The organism is Pseudomonas fluorescens, from assembly GCF_001648775.1.
GTDB classification, from domain to species: Bacteria; Pseudomonadota; Gammaproteobacteria; order Pseudomonadales; family Pseudomonadaceae; genus Aquipseudomonas; species Aquipseudomonas fluorescens_M.
Genome location: NZ_LVEJ01000007.1, coordinates 94,561 through 109,904, shown reverse-complemented (window position 1 = coordinate 109,904; position 15,344 = coordinate 94,561). Strand labels below are relative to the sequence as shown.

General features: G+C 59.6%; 14 protein-coding genes. 5 read left to right on the top strand and 9 right to left on the bottom strand.

Going from position 1 to position 15,344, the window contains the following annotated elements; genetic code table 11:
• Positions 1–179: 179 nt before the first annotated feature.
• Entirely contained in the window at positions 180–668 is a 489-nt protein-coding gene (locus tag A8O26_RS08555; protein ID WP_064117612.1) for a GFA family protein, read from the bottom strand.
• A gap of 138 nt (positions 669–806) precedes the next feature.
• On the opposite strand from A8O26_RS08555, the gene glsB reads away from it, so the two are divergent.
• Both glsB and A8O26_RS08545 read left to right on the top strand, forming a co-directional pair.
• Positions 807–1,715, top strand: coding sequence for a glutaminase B (gene glsB / locus A8O26_RS08550; protein WP_064117611.1), 909 nt, complete (start codon positions 807–809; stop codon positions 1,713–1,715).
• Between the two features lie 189 nt (positions 1,716–1,904).
• Positions 1,905–3,407, top strand: a complete 1,503-nt coding sequence (locus A8O26_RS08545; protein WP_064117610.1) for an aldehyde dehydrogenase family protein — start codon at positions 1,905–1,907, stop codon at positions 3,405–3,407.
• Positions 3,408–3,486: 79 nt separating this feature from the next.
• Here the strand turns inward: A8O26_RS08545 and A8O26_RS08540 are convergent, their stop codons facing one another.
• From A8O26_RS08540 to cynS, 3 genes are all read right to left on the bottom strand, one after another.
• Complete coding sequence (locus A8O26_RS08540) at positions 3,487–4,146, bottom strand: carbonic anhydrase (protein WP_064117609.1); 660 nt, start codon at positions 4,144–4,146, stop codon at positions 3,487–3,489.
• Positions 4,147–4,158: 12 nt separating this feature from the next.
• A complete protein-coding gene (locus A8O26_RS08535; RefSeq protein WP_038366306.1) occupies positions 4,159–4,395 on the bottom strand; it encodes a DUF2790 domain-containing protein in 237 nt (78 codons plus the stop codon).
• Between the two features lie 81 nt (positions 4,396–4,476).
• Positions 4,477–4,944 (bottom strand): cyanase, encoded by a 468-nt coding sequence (cynS, locus tag A8O26_RS08530; protein ID WP_064117608.1) that lies wholly within the window; start codon positions 4,942–4,944, stop codon positions 4,477–4,479.
• A 121-nt stretch (positions 4,945–5,065) separates the two neighbouring features.
• Between cynS and cynR the strand changes: the two genes are divergently transcribed.
• On the top strand, positions 5,066–5,968 hold the full coding sequence (gene cynR, locus A8O26_RS08525; protein WP_064117607.1) for a transcriptional regulator CynR: 903 nt from the start codon (positions 5,066–5,068) through the stop codon (positions 5,966–5,968).
• 216 nt (positions 5,969–6,184) lie between these two features.
• Here cynR and A8O26_RS08520 read toward each other — a convergent pair whose 3' ends face one another.
• The 3 genes from A8O26_RS08520 to A8O26_RS08510 all read right to left on the bottom strand — a co-directional run bounded on the left by A8O26_RS08520 (position 6,185) and on the right by A8O26_RS08510 (position 9,520).
• Positions 6,185–6,514 carry a hypothetical protein gene (locus A8O26_RS08520; protein WP_064117606.1) on the bottom strand — a complete coding sequence of 110 codons (330 nt, stop codon included), beginning with the start codon at positions 6,512–6,514 and terminating at the stop codon, positions 6,185–6,187.
• Between the two features lie 510 nt (positions 6,515–7,024).
• A complete protein-coding gene (locus A8O26_RS08515; protein WP_064117605.1) occupies positions 7,025–7,528 on the bottom strand; it encodes a GNAT family N-acetyltransferase in 504 nt (167 codons plus the stop codon).
• A 48-nt stretch (positions 7,529–7,576) separates the two neighbouring features.
• Positions 7,577–9,520 carry a DNA topoisomerase III gene (locus tag A8O26_RS08510; RefSeq protein WP_064117604.1) on the bottom strand — a complete coding sequence of 648 codons (1,944 nt, stop codon included), beginning with the start codon at positions 9,518–9,520 and terminating at the stop codon, positions 7,577–7,579.
• A 277-nt stretch (positions 9,521–9,797) separates the two neighbouring features.
• Here A8O26_RS08510 and A8O26_RS08505 point away from each other — a divergent pair, with 277 nt between their 5' ends.
• The gene (locus A8O26_RS08505; protein ID WP_064117603.1) at positions 9,798–11,204 is read left to right on the top strand and encodes a serralysin family metalloprotease; all 1,407 of its coding nucleotides are present in this window, start codon (positions 9,798–9,800) and stop codon (positions 11,202–11,204) included.
• A gap of 289 nt (positions 11,205–11,493) precedes the next feature.
• A complete protein-coding gene (locus A8O26_RS08500; RefSeq protein WP_064117602.1) occupies positions 11,494–11,862 on the top strand; it encodes a DUF427 domain-containing protein in 369 nt (122 codons plus the stop codon).
• 53 nt (positions 11,863–11,915) lie between these two features.
• Here the strand turns inward: A8O26_RS08500 and A8O26_RS08495 are convergent, their stop codons facing one another.
• Positions 11,916–13,538 carry an MFS transporter gene (locus A8O26_RS08495; RefSeq protein WP_064117601.1) on the bottom strand — a complete coding sequence of 541 codons (1,623 nt, stop codon included), beginning with the start codon at positions 13,536–13,538 and terminating at the stop codon, positions 11,916–11,918.
• A 134-nt stretch (positions 13,539–13,672) separates the two neighbouring features.
• Positions 13,673–15,337, bottom strand: coding sequence for a GMC family oxidoreductase (locus tag A8O26_RS08490; protein WP_064117600.1), 1,665 nt, complete (start codon positions 15,335–15,337; stop codon positions 13,673–13,675).
• Positions 15,338–15,344: the final 7 nt, after the last annotated feature.

Below are 15,344 nucleotides of genomic sequence, written 5' to 3'. Positions count from 1 at the left end.
TAACCGAACGAGTGCGGGAAAAGGGAACTGAACAGTTCAAAGATTTAATGCCCTATGGAGTTGGCAATGTGGGAGCGAGCTTGCTCGCGAAGGCGCTGTGTCAGTCGACGCAAATACTGACTGAAACGCCGCCTTCGCGAGCAGGCTCGCTCCCACAGGGATTTGTGTTTGCCGTGGATCTATCGGGTCAATCCAAGGCGTTGATGCCATTGGGCGATGGACTCTTCGGGGTAGACGTCGAACTGTTGGTCTTTGGCTTTGGCGTCGACTTCGACCCACGGCGCTTTCGAGCCGAGCATCAAATGCGTGTGTTCCGGCGGCACTGGCAACGGCGTGTCGATGGCCGAGGCAAACGGGTGAATCAACTCCGGCCACTCCGGGCTGAACAGCCACAAGCCGCTGCCACACAGTGAACAGAAATGCCGCTCGGCGCTGCTGCGATGGGCGCGTTTGTCGCCTGCGTCTTTCATCTTCGCGTGGTAAATGCTGATGTGTTTGCGCCCGCGAACCTTGAGGCTGGTCGCGTCGCCGCCGAGGTTGATCGCATAGCCGCCACCGCCCTGGGTCTTGCGGCAGATCGAGCAATAGCAACGTTGATAAGGGTAGGGGTGGGCGCTGGTAAGGCTGAACGAGACCTCGCCGCAATGGCAGGAGCCTTCGAGATGCATGGTTGCTCTCCCGTTTTTGAATGTGCGCTTGAGCCTAGAACATTCTGCGCGATGCCGGCCGGTGTGATTCGACGGGCGGGCGCAGCGTCTAGCCCCAGTGTCCCCGCAATCCCACGGGGCGAGACTTCGGAACCCGGCATGCAAGCGCTGTTGAACGAGATCCTTGACGCTGTCCGCCCTTTGATCGGGCAGGGCAAGGTGGCTGACTACATTCCTGCCCTCGGCACCGTGCCGGCCAATCAATTGGGCATCGCCGTGTACGGCAACGACGGCGAAATGCACTGCGCCGGTGACGCCGAGACGCTGTTCTCGGTGCAGAGTATTTCCAAGGTGTTCAGTCTGGTGCAGGCGATTGAGCACTCTGGCGAAGCGATCTGGGAACGCCTCGGCCATGAGCCGTCCGGCCAGCCGTTCAATTCGCTGGTGCAACTGGAGTTTGAACGCGGTCGCCCGCGCAACCCGTTCATCAATGCCGGTGCACTGGTGATCTGCGACATCAACCAATCGCGCTTTGCCGCACCAACCCTGTCGATGCGCGACTTTGTCCGACGCCTGTCGGGCAATCCGCAGATCATGATCGACGGCAAAGTCGCCGACTCCGAATACCAGCACCGTGCGCGCAACGCGGCGATGGCCTACCTGATGCAATCGTTTGGCAACTTCCACAACGACGTTGAGGCGGTGCTACGCAGCTATTTCAGCCACTGCGCTTTGCGCATGAGTTGCATCGATCTGGCGCGGGCCTTTTGCTTTCTGGCCAACGACGGTTTCTGCAAACACAGCGGCGAACAGATCCTCACCCGGCGCCAGACCCAGCAGGTCAATTCGATCATGGCCACCAGCGGGCTGTATGACGAGGCGGGCAACTTCGCCTATCGCGTCGGCTTGCCCGGCAAGAGCGGCGTCGGTGGCGGGATTGTCGCGGTGGTGCCGGGGCAATTCACGGTGTGCGTGTGGTCGCCGGAGTTGAATGCAGCGGGGAATTCGCTGGCGGGGATGGCGGCGCTGGAGATGCTCAGTTCGCGGATTGGTTGGTCGGTGTTCTGATCCGACCACACAACCACCACAAAACCCTGTGGGAGCGAGCCTGCTCGCGAAGGCGTCAGGTCAGCCAACATTGATGTATCAGACCCACCGCTTTCGCGAGCAGGCTCGCTCCCACAGGGTTAGCGGTTGCTTTGGAGGATTGTGTTCCTATACATTTTCCGGCCGCTCCCTGCATGGTGAATCCGCTTCATGTCTCTTGCGCTCGAACGTCTAGTCGCTGGCACGCCGATCCCTTTCGCTGGTAACCGCGTCACCGTGGTCAGCCCCGAACTGGCCGCGCGCTTTCAGCCCGGTGACCACCTGTTGGTGGAGCAGGTCAGTGGCGAGTTGCTGCTGATCCCCGTGGCCGATCAACAAGCAGCGTCTGTGGCGATCGAACGTGCGGCGGCGGCATTCACTGCACTGTCGGCGGTATCCGACGTGGCGATCAGTCAGTTTTTTGATCTGTTCGCGCAACGACTGGAAACCCCCGAGTGCTGGGCGCAGATCGAATCCGCCAACCTCGCCGACATCGAGCGGGCCAAGGCGCGCGGCCGTTCCACCACGCGACTGTTCGCCGATGAGCGCATGCGCCGCGACATGATCGCCGGCCTGCGCGCCTGGCGTGATGCCGCCGCCACGCGCGGCAAAGTCATCAGCAGCGTCGAGCACGACGGCTGGAAGGTCGAGCAAGTCGTCTCGCCATTGGGCATCGTTGCGTTTGTCTTCGAAGGTCGCCCGAACGTGTTCGCCGACGCGGCCGGTGTCTTGCGCACCGGCAACACCGCCGTGCTGCGCATTGGCAGCGATGCGCTAGGCACCGCGCAAGCCATCGTCACGCACGCCTTGAACCCGGCACTGGCTGACGCCGGGCTGCCGGCCGGTGCGGTGTCGCTGGTGGAAAGTGTCAATCATGCCGCCGGTTGGGCGATGTTCGCTGATCGGCGTTTGTCGCTGGCGGTGGCGCGTGGTTCGGGTCGCGCGGTCAGTCAGTTGGGCAGCATTGCCCAGCAGGCCGGCACCGCCGTCAGCCTGCACGGCACGGGTGGCGCATGGTTGATCGCCGATCGTGCTGCCGATGCCACACGTTTCGCCGCCGTGGTGCGCAACTCGCTGGATCGCAAGGTGTGTAACACCCTAAACGTGTGCCTGATCCAGCGTGATCGCGCGACTGAGCTGGTGCCGTTGTTTCTCGACGCACTGCAGCAGGCTGGTAGTGCGCGTGGTCAGGGCTGCAAATTGCACATCGTCGAAGGCAGTGAAAATTGTCTGCCGAGCGAGTGGCAGAACGCGTCGGTCGAGGTCTATCGCGCCGAGGGTTATCAGACCGAAGCACTGGCAGAACCCTTGGCAGAGCCCGAATTGGGCCGCGAGTGGGAATGGGAAGAAACCCCGGAAGTCAGCCTGATGATCGTCGACGATCTGGATCAGGCGGTTGCGCTGTTCAATCGCTACAGCCCGCAGTTCACTGTGTCGCTGATCAGTGAGGATGCCGCCGTACAAGAGCGTTTCTACAACGCGGTGAATGCGCCGTTCGTGGGTAATGGCATCACCCGTTGGGTCGATGGGCAGTATGCGTTGAACAAGCCGGAGTTGGGTCTTTCGAACTGGGAGAGCGGGAGGTTGTTTGCGCGCAGTGCGATTCTTTCGGGGGATGGTGTGTTCACTGTTCGTAGCCGCATGAGCCAGATCGATCTCACCGTAAAACGCTGAAGATGGTTGATCCACACCGACCCTGTGGCGAGGGAGCAAGTTCCCTCGCCACAGGGTCGGTGTTGGCTCAACTGATCCTTCAGGCGGCGTGCGTGGTTTGCGCATGAACCGCGCAAGTCGCCGGTTGCTCAGCCAGCGGCACAAACGTGCGGCGGTCCGAGGACAGCGCATCGATCGAGCCGGTTTCGATGTCATACACCCAGCCATGCAGATTCAGCAGGCCTTTCTCCTGGGCCAGACGCACACTTGGGTGGGTCTGAATGTTCGCCAATTGCGCAATCACATTCTCGCGCACCATCGAGCTCAATTTCGCCGCGTCATTGGCATGCGGCCGCGCTTCATTCACCACTTTCGCCGACTCGGCATGCTGCAGCCAGCCGCTGACGGCGGGCAGATGATCCATGCATTTGCACTGGGCAATCGCGGTCATTGCGCCGCAGTCCGAGTGCCCGCAGATCACAATGTCGGTCACTCCGAGCACCGCCACCGCGTATTCCACTGTCGCCGAAACCCCGCCCGGATGCGGGCTGTAGGACGGCACGATATTGCCGGCGTTGCGGATTACAAACAGCTCGCCGGGTTCTTGCTGGGTCAACAGTTCCGGCACGACACGGCTGTCGGAACAGGTGATGAACAGGGTGCCTGGGTGTTGCGTGGTCGCCAGGTGTTTGAACAGTTCGGTGCGTTGCGGAAACGCTTCGTTCTGGAATTTCAGGAAGCCATCAATCAGGTTTTTCATGGTGTTGTCCTTTTAGTTCGAGCAACCGCTGCCGAATTCGCTGTATTGAAGAATGTGTTTGTCGCCGTGGCTGTCCAGATACGTCATGGCTACCGGCACCACGCCACACACATCGGCAACCGGGGTAATGCTCAGCACTTGGGCGATGTCCAACTGCATGCCGTAGCGGTAGGCGACGGCTTCGTCAGCGGCAAATGCCTGGGCGGAGAAACCGCCGAGCAGGGCCAGAATCAACAGAATTTTTTGCATGGGGCAGCCTCCAGATGTGTTGGATGACGGGTAGCCATTCGAGGGGGGGTGGCCCGCACACAGGGTGCGGGCCGGTGCGGATCAGAACGGACGCAGGGGCAGGAACTTGCCGTCGAGGGTGACCACGGCGCGGGAGCCGCCTTCCGGGTCTTCGACTTTCTTGATGTCGAGTTTGAAGTTGATCGCGCTGATGATGCCGTCGCCGAACTGCTCGTGAACCAGGGCTTTGAGGGTGGTGCCGTAGATCTGGATCATCTCGTGGAAGCGGTAGATGGTCGGGTCGGTCGGCACGCCGCTGAGGCTGCCACGCAGCGGGATGATCTGCATCGCGGCGACGTCTTCGGCGCTCAGCTCCAACTTGTCGCCGACCACTTGGGCGGCGTTTTCCGGCAGCGGGTGTTGGCCGAGCAGGGCGGCGGTGACGTACGCCAGGCTCAGACCGGTGCCGTCGGCAAGATCCTGCCACGACAGATCTTTGCGTGCCTTGGCGTCGAGAACGCGGGTGGTCAGGGCCAGGCTGTTGTCGTTGTAGGCGTGGGACTGTTGCATGGTGTCACTCCTTTCAGGGGTTGGCTTGCTGTGTGGGGTTGATTTTCTGCCGATTGACCAATAGCGTCCAAGACCGATATACAATCCTTTGCATAAGCCCTGCCTATAGATGGTGTTTCTCATGCTGCTGCGACATTTGCGTTATCTGCTGGCCGTTGCCGATCACGGCGGCTTCACCCGTGCTGCCGAGGCACTGCATGTGTCGCAGCCGACCCTCTCGCAGCAGATTCGCCAACTGGAAGAAACCCTGGGGGTGAGCCTGTTCGATCGCACCTCACGCACGGTCAAACCGACGGACGCCGGCGAGGCTTACATTGAGTGCGCACGGCGCGTGCTGGTTGAGTTGGAGGCGGGCAAGCGCGCGTTGCATGACGTCAAGGACTTGTCCCGGGGGACGTTACGTCTGGCGATGACGCCGACGTTCATGGCCTATCTGGTCGGGCCGTTGGTGCGTGATTTTGCGGCGCGGTATCCGGGGATTCATCTGCAGATCTTCGAGTTGTCGATGGACGACATTGAAGCGGGGCTGGCGGATGACTCGCTGGATATCGCTATTGCGTTTACCCCGGTGCGCAGTCCGGAGATCGAATGCATTCCGGCGTTTACCGAAACGTTGGGGATCATGGTCGGGCGTGAGCATCCGCTGTATGACAGTCGCTCAGTGCTGACACCGGAGGATATCGCTGCACTGGACTTTGCTCTGTTGGCGCCGGACTTCATTACGCGGTTATCGGTTGATGAGTATTTTCGGCAGCACGGGATTACGCCGCAGGTGCGCATCGAGGTGAATTCGGTGAGTACGTTGCTGGAGGTGGTGCGTCATTCGCCGATAGCAACCATGTTGCCGGAAGCGATTGCCACCGAGGATCGGGCGTTGCGCAGGTTGCGGGTCGAGAGTGATGCGCCGCAGCGTGGGGCGGCGTTGTTGCGACGGCGTAATAATTATCACAGTGCGGCGGCGGTGGCGTTTGCTGAAATGGTGTTGGACATGGGAAGCCCCTCTCCCAGAGGGAGAGGGGACTGACCGAGGTGTTTGCGCGAGTTGCGCCGACCTGAAATGTTTGAGTCGAACTCAGGTTTTCAAACGCATGCAAATCGGCCCCCTTTCCCCCTCTACCCCTTGGGGGAGAGGGCTGGGGTGAGGGGGTAAGATCCAAATGGCACCACACAAATCCCGCCGGAAACAAAAAAGGCCTGCTTCTTTATGAGAAGCAGGCCTTTTGATTATTTAACGTGTGGCTTAGTAGAACCGATCAATCACCCGAACACCGTTGCTGTTCTGCATCGAGTCCCACGCCTGTTTCAGCGTTTGCAGCACATTACCGATGAAGTCCTTGTCGGCCGCGGCTTTCTTGCCAACATAACCGTGGCCGCGGCGGTACATCTTCAGGCGGGCCAGCAGGTTCTGATGGTTGCGGTCGAACTCGTCTTCGTCAGCATGGGTCGCCAGGCAGTCGATATGCACCTGCCCCGACTTGCTGATCCACAGAATATGGCTGTCGTGGCTGTCTTTCTGCGCAGCGAACATACGAGCCAGTTCTTCGATAGTAGGTTGATTGTTCAGATTCATGATATTGCCCCTTGACCAGTCTGGTGATCTTTCAAAGTTGATTCGCTAATACAGGTAGCCCATCGGTTAGTTGATCCCTGGCACCGAAACCAGGACGTCAGCGCTCGCCCGTGTGAAGTACGGGGTCGTGCATCTGTTGCATGTAGTCGTGTTGAATAACTGCTACGCAATAGCGTCACAACGAGGAGAAGCAGCGAAAACCGGGAGGCTCCTTGACGACATTTACCGTGTCGACCACAAGCGTCTTGAGAATTTTCGCCAGCGCTTCTCGTCCTTGTACTGGACGTTCAGGCCAGGTCAGCTTCTTCAATCTGCCTTGTGGGCAGCGTGTATCCGGAAAAAACAACTCGGCGGTCAGACGAGTTTGCTCAAGCGTGTTACTCGTGTTCCCGATCGGGGAACGTCTTCATCATGCAAAAGCAAAACGACGCCGTCAACGGTTTTGTAGTGATTATTTTTGTTCACTACATATTGTCGGACAAAGCTGTTTTGGAATGAGAAAGAAACCGTTCAGGCAACGGAAAAAGGCGTGCACAGGCGGTAGAACGTGCAGGCATAGCCGTCCACTTCGCGCTGCTGCAGGGTGAAATCGCCGCCGGTCAATACAGGTATCAGCCTGGCCCAGAAGCGCTGGGCCGGCACGTTGGCGTCGATATGGAAAATCTGCCATTGACCGGGTATCCGGCTCAAGAGGGCAGAGACGACAAACTGCGCGACGCCTTGGCCACGAAAGCGCCGGGCGATGAAGAAGTAGCCGATGTTGTGTTCGGCGCCTGTGAGATGGGTTTCGTTATCGACGGTCACGAAACCGGCGAGTTCACCGTCGACGAGAATCAAAAATGCTTGGGTGGCCGGATGGCGCCAGTAGCCGGTTTTCGGCTGGATGGAGAAAAAACCATGCTCGGCGAGTTTCAGCGGCAGCCATTCGCTGAAGTCGTACATGTAGAACTGCATGAGGTTTTCGATGGTCTCCAGCTCATCGCGCTGAGCTGGATGCAATTCGATATTGGCCATGCGCCGGGTTCCTGAAAGTGATGAGCCTTGCAGAAACACTAGCGGGTTTTATTTGCTCGCCGGTTTCGCCGTGCGTTTGGTGGTGCCTGCGGATTTGCTGCGGGTCGATTTGCGTTTCTTTTTCCACGGTGCCGCGGCTTTGCCGGCAGGGGGCGGGCCGCTTATGGTCAGGCTCAGGCCAGAACAGCGTGTCACCTGTTTGCTCATCCACGCCGCCTGTTTGGTGACGAACTCTTCCAGGCTCATTTCACCACTTTGCACCATGTCCAGTGCTTGTTCCCAGATCGCTGTGGTGCCAGGGTCGGCAATTGCGCGGGGTACGGCGTCGATCAAACTGAACGCGGCAGGGGTGGCGGCGAGGGCCTTGCCGTTTTTCACCAGATAACCACGGTCGAGCAAACCCTGAATGATCGAGGCGCGGGTGGCTTCGGTGCCGATGCCGGTGGTGTCCTTGAGTTTCTGTTTGAGCAGCGGATCTTCCACCAGTTTGGCGACGTTCTTCATCGCCTTGATCAGATCGCCCTCGGTGTAGGGCTTGGGCGGTTGCGTCCACAGGTCCTTGAACCTGACGTCAGACACCGAGCAGTCGATGCCTTGGCTCAGCGACGGCAAGGTTTGCGGTGCCGGTGCCTCGCGACCTTTGGCCGGTGCGAGCGCCTCTGGCAGCGCACGCTTCCAGCCCGCCTCGATGATCTGCTTACCGACCGCGCGCAGTGCTTCGCCAGCACAATCGAAATCAGCCTGGGTGCGATCGTATTCGTGGTTGGGCAGAAACTGCGCCAGATAGCGTGCACGAATCAGCGTGTAGACCGAGCGGTGCTTGCCGCTCAGGCGTTCAAGATTCTTCGCAGCGGCGGTAGGAATAATGCCGTGGTGCGCACTGACTTTGGCGTCGTTCCAGGCTCTGGATTTGCGTTGCGGCTCCAGAAACCCGTTGAGCGCTTCAAGGCCCGGATCTGCCTGACGCAATGCCGCAAGAATCCCCGGCGCCTCACTGTGCTGGCTCAGCGGCAGATAACCGCAATCGCTGCGCGGGTAGGTGATGACTTTGTAGGTTTCGTAGAGTGCCTGGGCGATGTCGAGGGTGTCCTGCGCGCCGAGGCCGAGTTTCTTCGAGCAGACTTCCTGCAAGGTGCCGAGATCGAAGGGCAGGGGCGCCACTTCACGCATGCGCTCGGTTTTCAGCTTGATCACCCGGGCACTGGCAGCGCTTTTCATCGCAGTCGCGGCTTGCTGGGCCAACGCCTGATTCAGGCAGCGATCCTGATCATCACAGGCATCCGACGGCGCGCGCCACTGTGCAGTGAACGGCGTGCCGTTGTGCAGTAACTCGACATCGATCGCCCAATACGGCACCGGCACGAAATCGGCGATGCTGCGGTCGCGATCGACCACCAGCCGCAGGGTCGGCGTCTGTACCCGGCCTACCGGCAACACGCCTTGATAACCCGATTGGCGACCGAGCAGCGTGAACAGGCGGCTCATGTTCATGCCGATCAGCCAGTCGGCCCGCGAGCGGCCCAGCGCCGAGTGATACAGGCTGAACGTCTCGGCCCCCGGCTTCAACGCGGCCAAGGCCTTGCGGATTGACGCTTCGTCCAGTGCCGACAGCCACAAACGGCGGATTGGCCCGCGATAACGACAATGCTCGACCAGTTCCCGGGCGATCATCTCGCCCTCACGGTCGGCGTCGGTGGCGATGATCAGTTCGCTGGCCTCGCCGAGCAGGCGCTTGACCGCTTTGTACTGGCTGGCGGTGCGCGGCTTGACGGTCATTTTCCACTTGTCCGGGATGATCGGCAGATCAGCCAGCACCCAGCGCTTGTAGCGCGCGTCATAGGCATCCGGCGGCGCGGTTTCGAGCAAATGGCCAATGCACCAGGTCACCGTGACGTCCGTTCCCAGCCAGCAGCCGTCGCCCCGACGCTTGGCGCCGAGCACGGCCGCAATATCTTTGGCCTGGGAGGGTTTTTCACAGAGGTAGAGCCGCATAACCACCATCGTCGATCAAGGTCGGAACAGGTGCACAGAATGGCCGGACTTGGCGTCAGGGGCAACTTTTATCTGTATGGATATACAGATAAAAAGCATTGCAGCAGGTGACGGGTAATACAGGGACGCAGGCAGGGCTATCGAGAAATTGATTAGCGCCCGGTTGGCGCCTGTGTCAGGTTTTTCGCCGATGCAAACACGCGAGTGACAGGACGATCTCGCCAGAAGGTCGCCGTGGTCTGTCGACACTGACTACTCAGAAACAAGGAAGTCCACCATGGCTCAAGCCAAATCCAAAACCAGCAGCGCCTTCGACGAAATCAATACGTTCAGCCACCTGTATGACCGCGGCAACGGCCTGGTCAACGGCAAACCGTCGTTCACTGCCGACCAGGCAGCTGATGAAATCCTGCGCAAAAACCTGTCGTGGGGCGACAAGAACGCGGATGGCAAGATCGACCTCAGCTATACCTTCCTGACCGAGAAACCGGCGAACTACAACGTCAAACTGGGCAACTTCGGCGAATTCAGCGCCCAGCAAAAAGCTCAGGCCGTGCTGGCCATGCAATCCTGGGCCGACGTTGCCAACGTCACCTTCACGGAAGGCAAGGGCGGCGATGGCCACATGACCTTCGGCAACTATGACGTCAGCACCGGTGGCGCGGCGTTCGCCTATCTGCCGAGCGGCGGCAGCTACGACGGCCAGTCGTGGTATCTGATCAACGATCAATATCAGGTCAACAAAACCCCGGACACCAACAACTACGGGCGCCAGACCCTGACCCACGAAATCGGCCATACCCTCGGCCTGTCGCACCCGGGCGCGTACAACGCCGGTAACGGCAACCCGACCTACAACGACGCCAAATACGCTGAAGACACCCGTGGCTACAGCCTGATGAGCTACTGGAGTGAAGCCAACACCGACCAGAACTTCAGCAAGGACGGCAGTGGCGCATACGCCTCGGCGCCGTTGCTGGACGACATCGTCGCGGTGCAAAAACTCTATGGCGCCAACTACGCGACCCGCGCCGATGACACCACCTACGGTTTTAACTCCAACGCCGAGCGCGACTTTTACAGCGCCACCTCGGCGGCATCGAAAGTGGTGTTCTCAGTGTGGGATGGCGGCGGTAACGACACCCTGGATTTCTCCGGTTTCAGCCAGAACCAGAAGATCAACCTCAATGAAGGTTCGTTCTCTGATGTCGGTGGCCTGGTCGGCAACGTGTCGATTGCTTACGGTGTGACCGTGGAGAATGCGCTGGGCGGTTCGGGCAATGACCTGCTGATCGGCAATGCGGCCGCCAACGACCTGTTTGGCGGTGCCGGTAATGACATCATTTACGGTGGTGGCGGTGGCGATACCTTGTGGGGCGGTGCCGGTGCAGACACCTTTGTGTTCGGTGCTGCCAGTGATTCGACCATGACCGCGCCAGACTGGATCATGGATTTCACCAGTGGTCTGGACAAGATCGACTTGTCGGGGATCGCCGGGTTTGCGAGCGGTGCGGCGTCGCTGAACTTTGTCAGCGGTTTCACTGGGCATGCGGGTGATGCGATTTTGACTTACTTCGCGCAGACCAATCAGACCAGCCTGATGGTTGACCTGACGGGGCAGGGTTCGGTGGACTTTGCTGTGGGTGTGGTGGGGCAGGCGGTGGCGACTGATATTGTTGCGTGATGCCTGAAGAACGGCCCTCACCCTAACCCTCTCCCCGAGGGAGAGGGGACTGACCGAGTTGTCTGGCGAAATCTATCGACCTGAAAAATCGAGTCGATTATGGATTCAGAGCCAATCGTTCAAGTCGGTAAATCTCGCCAATATCCCCCAATCGGTCCCCTCTCCCTCCGGGAGAGGGCTAGGGTGAGGGGCTTTTGAGGTTAAAGGGCCGTTCGGCTGTAAATCCACCCCAACCAGAACTGATGGGCTATACCTGAACCGGTCTCTTCGCCGTATTCAGGAGAACCCCATGAAAACCTCCGGCCCCAGTCCCGTCATTGCCCTCGAACAACTTGCCGGCTGCTTGCTGGTGAAATTCCACGGCATCCAGGTCGCCGCGTCCTCCCACGTATTGATCCTCAACGAAGCCAACTACCCGCCGGTCTATTACGTCCCCCGCGAAGACATCGACGAAAAGTATTTCGCCCGCACCGACCACACCAGTTACTGCCCGTACAAGGGCGACGCCAACTACTTCAGCTTGCAGGTGCCAGGACATGAAGGCGCGAATGCGGTGTGGACGTATGAGAATCCGAAAGTGTCAGTAGCGCCAATTCGCGATTACGTGGCGTTTTATCCGGATCAGGTGAAGTTCGAGGTGATCAAGGCTGATGCCTGAGCAAAAAAAACGGCGAGGGTAAATGCCCTCGCCGATAGTTATCTGGTTGAGTTTCAGTTCTTGTCGAGATCGATATTCTTCGTCTCACGCAAACAGATCATTCCCACCACCAGGCTCACGCCGGTAATCAACACCGGATACCACAGCCCGTAAAAGATGTCCCCGGTGTACACCACCAGCGCAAACGACACCGTCGGCAGGAAGCCGCCAAACCAGCCGTTGCCGATGTGGTACGGCAGCGACATCGAGGTGTAGCGAATGCGCGTCGGGAACAGTTCGACCATCAGCGCCGCCAGCGGGCCGTAGCACATGGCCGAGATGATGATCAGCGCGACGATCAGGGCGACGATCATCGGTTTGTTGATCTGCTGCAGATCCGCTTGTTGCGGGTAGCCGGCGAGGGTGATTGCGCCGCGCAACGCCGCTTCGTCGTAGCCATCGAGTTTTACGTCGCCAACGCTGATCTGCACGCCACTGCCGGCTGGCGCGGCGGCGCTGGAGTAGGGCAGGCCTTGCTTGACCAGGAAGGTTTTGACCTTGTCGCACGGGCTGTCGAATTTGGCTTTGCCCACCGGGTCGAACTGAAAGGTGCAGGTCGCGGGATCCGCCAGCACGGTGATCGGCGCCTGACGGCTGGCCTGATCGATCGCCGGGTTCGCATAGTGCGCCAACGATTTGAAGATCGGGAAGTACAGCGCCGTGGCCAGCAACAGGCCCAGCATCAGCACCGGTTTACGCCCGACCTTGTCCGACAGCCAGCCGAAAATGATGAAGAACGGTGCGCCGATCACCACGCTGATGATCAGCAAGGTGTTGGCCACCGCCGGGTCCATTTTCAGGAACTGGGTGAGGAAGAACAGCACGTAGAATTGCGCCGCGTAGAAGGTCACCGCTTGCCCGGCGTTGATGCTGAACAGGGCGATCAGCACGACTTTGAGGTTTTCCCATTTGCCGAAGGATTCGCGGATCGGTGCTTTCGAGGTTTTGCCTTCCTCTTTCATCTTCAGGTACGCCGGCGACTCGTGCAGGCTCAGGCGGATCCAGGTGGAAATGCCCAGCAGCACAATCGACAGCAGGAACGGAATGCGCCAGCCCCAGACTTCAAACTGATCGCCGGTGAAGTAACGGCAACCCAGCACCACCAGCAGCGACAGCAATAGGCCAAGGGTCGCAGTGGACTGAATCCAGCTGGTGTGGAAGCCGCGTTTGCCGATTGGCGCGTGCTCTGCCACATAAGTCGCAGCGCCACCGTATTCGCCGCCAAGCGCCAGGCCCTGAAGCATGCGCAGCAGCACCAGAATGATCGGCGCGGCGATGCCAATGCTGGCGTAAGTCGGCAGCAGACCGACGCAGAACGTCGCCACGCCCATCAAAATGATCGTCGCAAGGAAGGTGTATTTGCGCCCGATCATGTCCCCCAACCGACCGAACACCAACGCCCCGAACGGCCGCACGATAAAGCCTGCGGCGAAGGCCATCAGCGCGAAGATGAACGCTGTGGTGTCGTTGACCCCGGCGAAAAACTGCTTGCTGATCACCGCCGCGAGGGCGCCGTAGAGGAAGAAGTCATACCACTCGAACACCGTCCCCAGTGATGAAGCGAAGATGACTTTGCGTGTATCCGGGCTGGTCTCCGCGCTACGCACGGCGTCCAGCGGCTGAACGTGTTCTGACATATCGGTATCCCTCACAGTGATTGTTTTTGTTGTTCCACTGGTGTTGCGTGTCCGGGTGATGCGCGATGCCTTGAATGGGATGCAAATCCCTGTGGGAGCGAGCTTGCTCGCGAAGGCGTCCTGTCAGTCAACCTCTATGTTGAATGATCTACCGCTTTCGCGAGCAAGCTCGCTCCCACAGGTACGGTGTTTACAGCTTTGGAATTGAGGATCAGTTGAGCAGCCTTTTCCGCAATCATCAGCGTAGGCGAACACGTATTGCCCGAGGTGATGCGCGGCATGATTGACGCATCGGCAATGCGCAAACCGGGCACGCCGTGTACGCGCAGTTGTGCATCGACCACCGCGTCACTGTCATTGCCCATGCGGCAGGTGCCGACCGGATGGAAAATAGTCGTGCCGATTTTCGCTGCTGCTTCCTGTAACTGTTCTTCGCTTTGCAGGTTGGCGCCGGGCAGATATTCCACTGGTTTAAAGGCGTGCAGGGCAGGGGCGCTGACGATACGGCGAGTCAGGCGAATCGCATCGGCCGCCACGCGCAGGTCTTCAGGATGGCTCAGATAGTTGGGTTGAATCAGCGGCGCTTCCTGTGGATCCGCCGAACGGATTTCAATCCGCCCACGACTCTGCGGACGCAGATCGCACACCGACGCGGTGAACGCTGGGAAGCTGTGCAACGGCTCGCCAAAACGCTCCAGCGACAGCGGCTGCACATGGTATTCAAGATTCGCCGAGGTCTGCTCCGGCCCCGACCGCGCAAACGCGCCCAACTGACTCGGCGCCATCGACAACGGCCCGCTGCGGTCATACAGATAACGCAGGCCCATGCCCATCTTGCCCCACACACTGCCAGCGATCTGGTTCAGCGTGCGCGCATTTTCCAGCTTGTAGATCAGGCGCAGTTGCAGGTGATCCTGCAGGTTACCGCCGACGCCCGGCAGCTCATGAATCACGCCGATGCCCAAGCGTTCGAGCAGCGGCCGTGGGCCAATCCCGGAACGTTGCAGAATGCTCGGCGAACCGACCGCGCCGGCGCACAGGACGATCTCTTTGCGCGCCTTGAACTGTTTGACCTGACCTTCATGACGGGCACTGACTTTTGAAGCGCGACCGTCTTCGAGCAAAACACGATCCACCTCAACCCCGGTCAGCACCGTCAGATTCGGGCGGTTACGCACCGGTTTCAAAAACGCTTTGGCGGCGTTCCAACGCACCCCGGCCTTCTGATTGACCTGAAAGTAGCCGCAACCTTCGTTATCGCCCTGATTGAAGTCATCGATGCTGGCAATACCACTCTGCTCGGCGGCACTGCGAAAGGCATCCAGAATTGGCCACGACAAGCGCTGTTGTTCGACGCGCCATTCACCCTTGGCGCCGTGAAATTCAGCATCCCCGGCAAAATGATTTTCGCTTTGCTTGAACAGCGGCAACACGTCGTTCCAGGCCCAGCCCGGGTTGCCCTCGGCCGCCCAGCCGTCGTAGTCGTTGGCCTGGCCGCGCATGTAGATCATGCCGTTGATGGAAGAACAGCCGCCCAGCACTTTGCCACGCGGATAACTCAGCGCGCGGCCATTGAGGCCTGCTTGTTCTTCGGTCTTGAAACACCAGTCGGTGCGCGGGTTACCGATGCAGAACAGGTAGCCGACCGGAATGTGAATCCACGCATAGTTGTCGCGCCCGCCGGCTTCGAGCAACAGCACGCGCTGCTGCGGATCCGCCGACAGCCGATTGGCCAGCAAGCACCCGGCAGGGCCGGCGCCGACCACGATGTAGTCGTATTCATCAAGGGAAGTCTGCATTCCCTGA

Excerpts from the sequence above, each read along its gene's own strand:
- A8O26_RS08555 (WP_064117612.1), bottom strand. The coding sequence starts at position 668 with ATGCATCTCGAAGGCTCCTGCCATTGCGGCGAGGTCTCGTTCAGCCTT.
- glsB (WP_064117611.1), top strand. The coding sequence starts at position 807 with ATGCAAGCGCTGTTGAACGAGATCCTTGACGCTGTCCGCCCTTTGATC.
- A8O26_RS08545 (WP_064117610.1), top strand. The coding sequence starts at position 1,905 with ATGTCTCTTGCGCTCGAACGTCTAGTCGCTGGCACGCCGATCCCTTTC.
- A8O26_RS08540 (WP_064117609.1), bottom strand. The coding sequence starts at position 4,146 with ATGAAAAACCTGATTGATGGCTTCCTGAAATTCCAGAACGAAGCGTTT.
- A8O26_RS08535 (WP_038366306.1), bottom strand. The coding sequence starts at position 4,395 with ATGCAAAAAATTCTGTTGATTCTGGCCCTGCTCGGCGGTTTCTCCGCC.
- cynS (WP_064117608.1), bottom strand. The coding sequence starts at position 4,944 with ATGCAACAGTCCCACGCCTACAACGACAACAGCCTGGCCCTGACCACC.
- cynR (WP_064117607.1), top strand. The coding sequence starts at position 5,066 with ATGCTGCTGCGACATTTGCGTTATCTGCTGGCCGTTGCCGATCACGGC.
- A8O26_RS08520 (WP_064117606.1), bottom strand. The coding sequence starts at position 6,514 with ATGAATCTGAACAATCAACCTACTATCGAAGAACTGGCTCGTATGTTC.
- A8O26_RS08515 (WP_064117605.1), bottom strand. The coding sequence starts at position 7,528 with ATGGCCAATATCGAATTGCATCCAGCTCAGCGCGATGAGCTGGAGACC.
- A8O26_RS08510 (WP_064117604.1), bottom strand. The coding sequence starts at position 9,520 with ATGCGGCTCTACCTCTGTGAAAAACCCTCCCAGGCCAAAGATATTGCG.
- A8O26_RS08505 (WP_064117603.1), top strand. The coding sequence starts at position 9,798 with ATGGCTCAAGCCAAATCCAAAACCAGCAGCGCCTTCGACGAAATCAAT.
- A8O26_RS08500 (WP_064117602.1), top strand. The coding sequence starts at position 11,494 with ATGAAAACCTCCGGCCCCAGTCCCGTCATTGCCCTCGAACAACTTGCC.
- A8O26_RS08495 (WP_064117601.1), bottom strand. The coding sequence starts at position 13,538 with ATGTCAGAACACGTTCAGCCGCTGGACGCCGTGCGTAGCGCGGAGACC.
- A8O26_RS08490 (WP_064117600.1), bottom strand. The coding sequence starts at position 15,337 with ATGCAGACTTCCCTTGATGAATACGACTACATCGTGGTCGGCGCCGGC.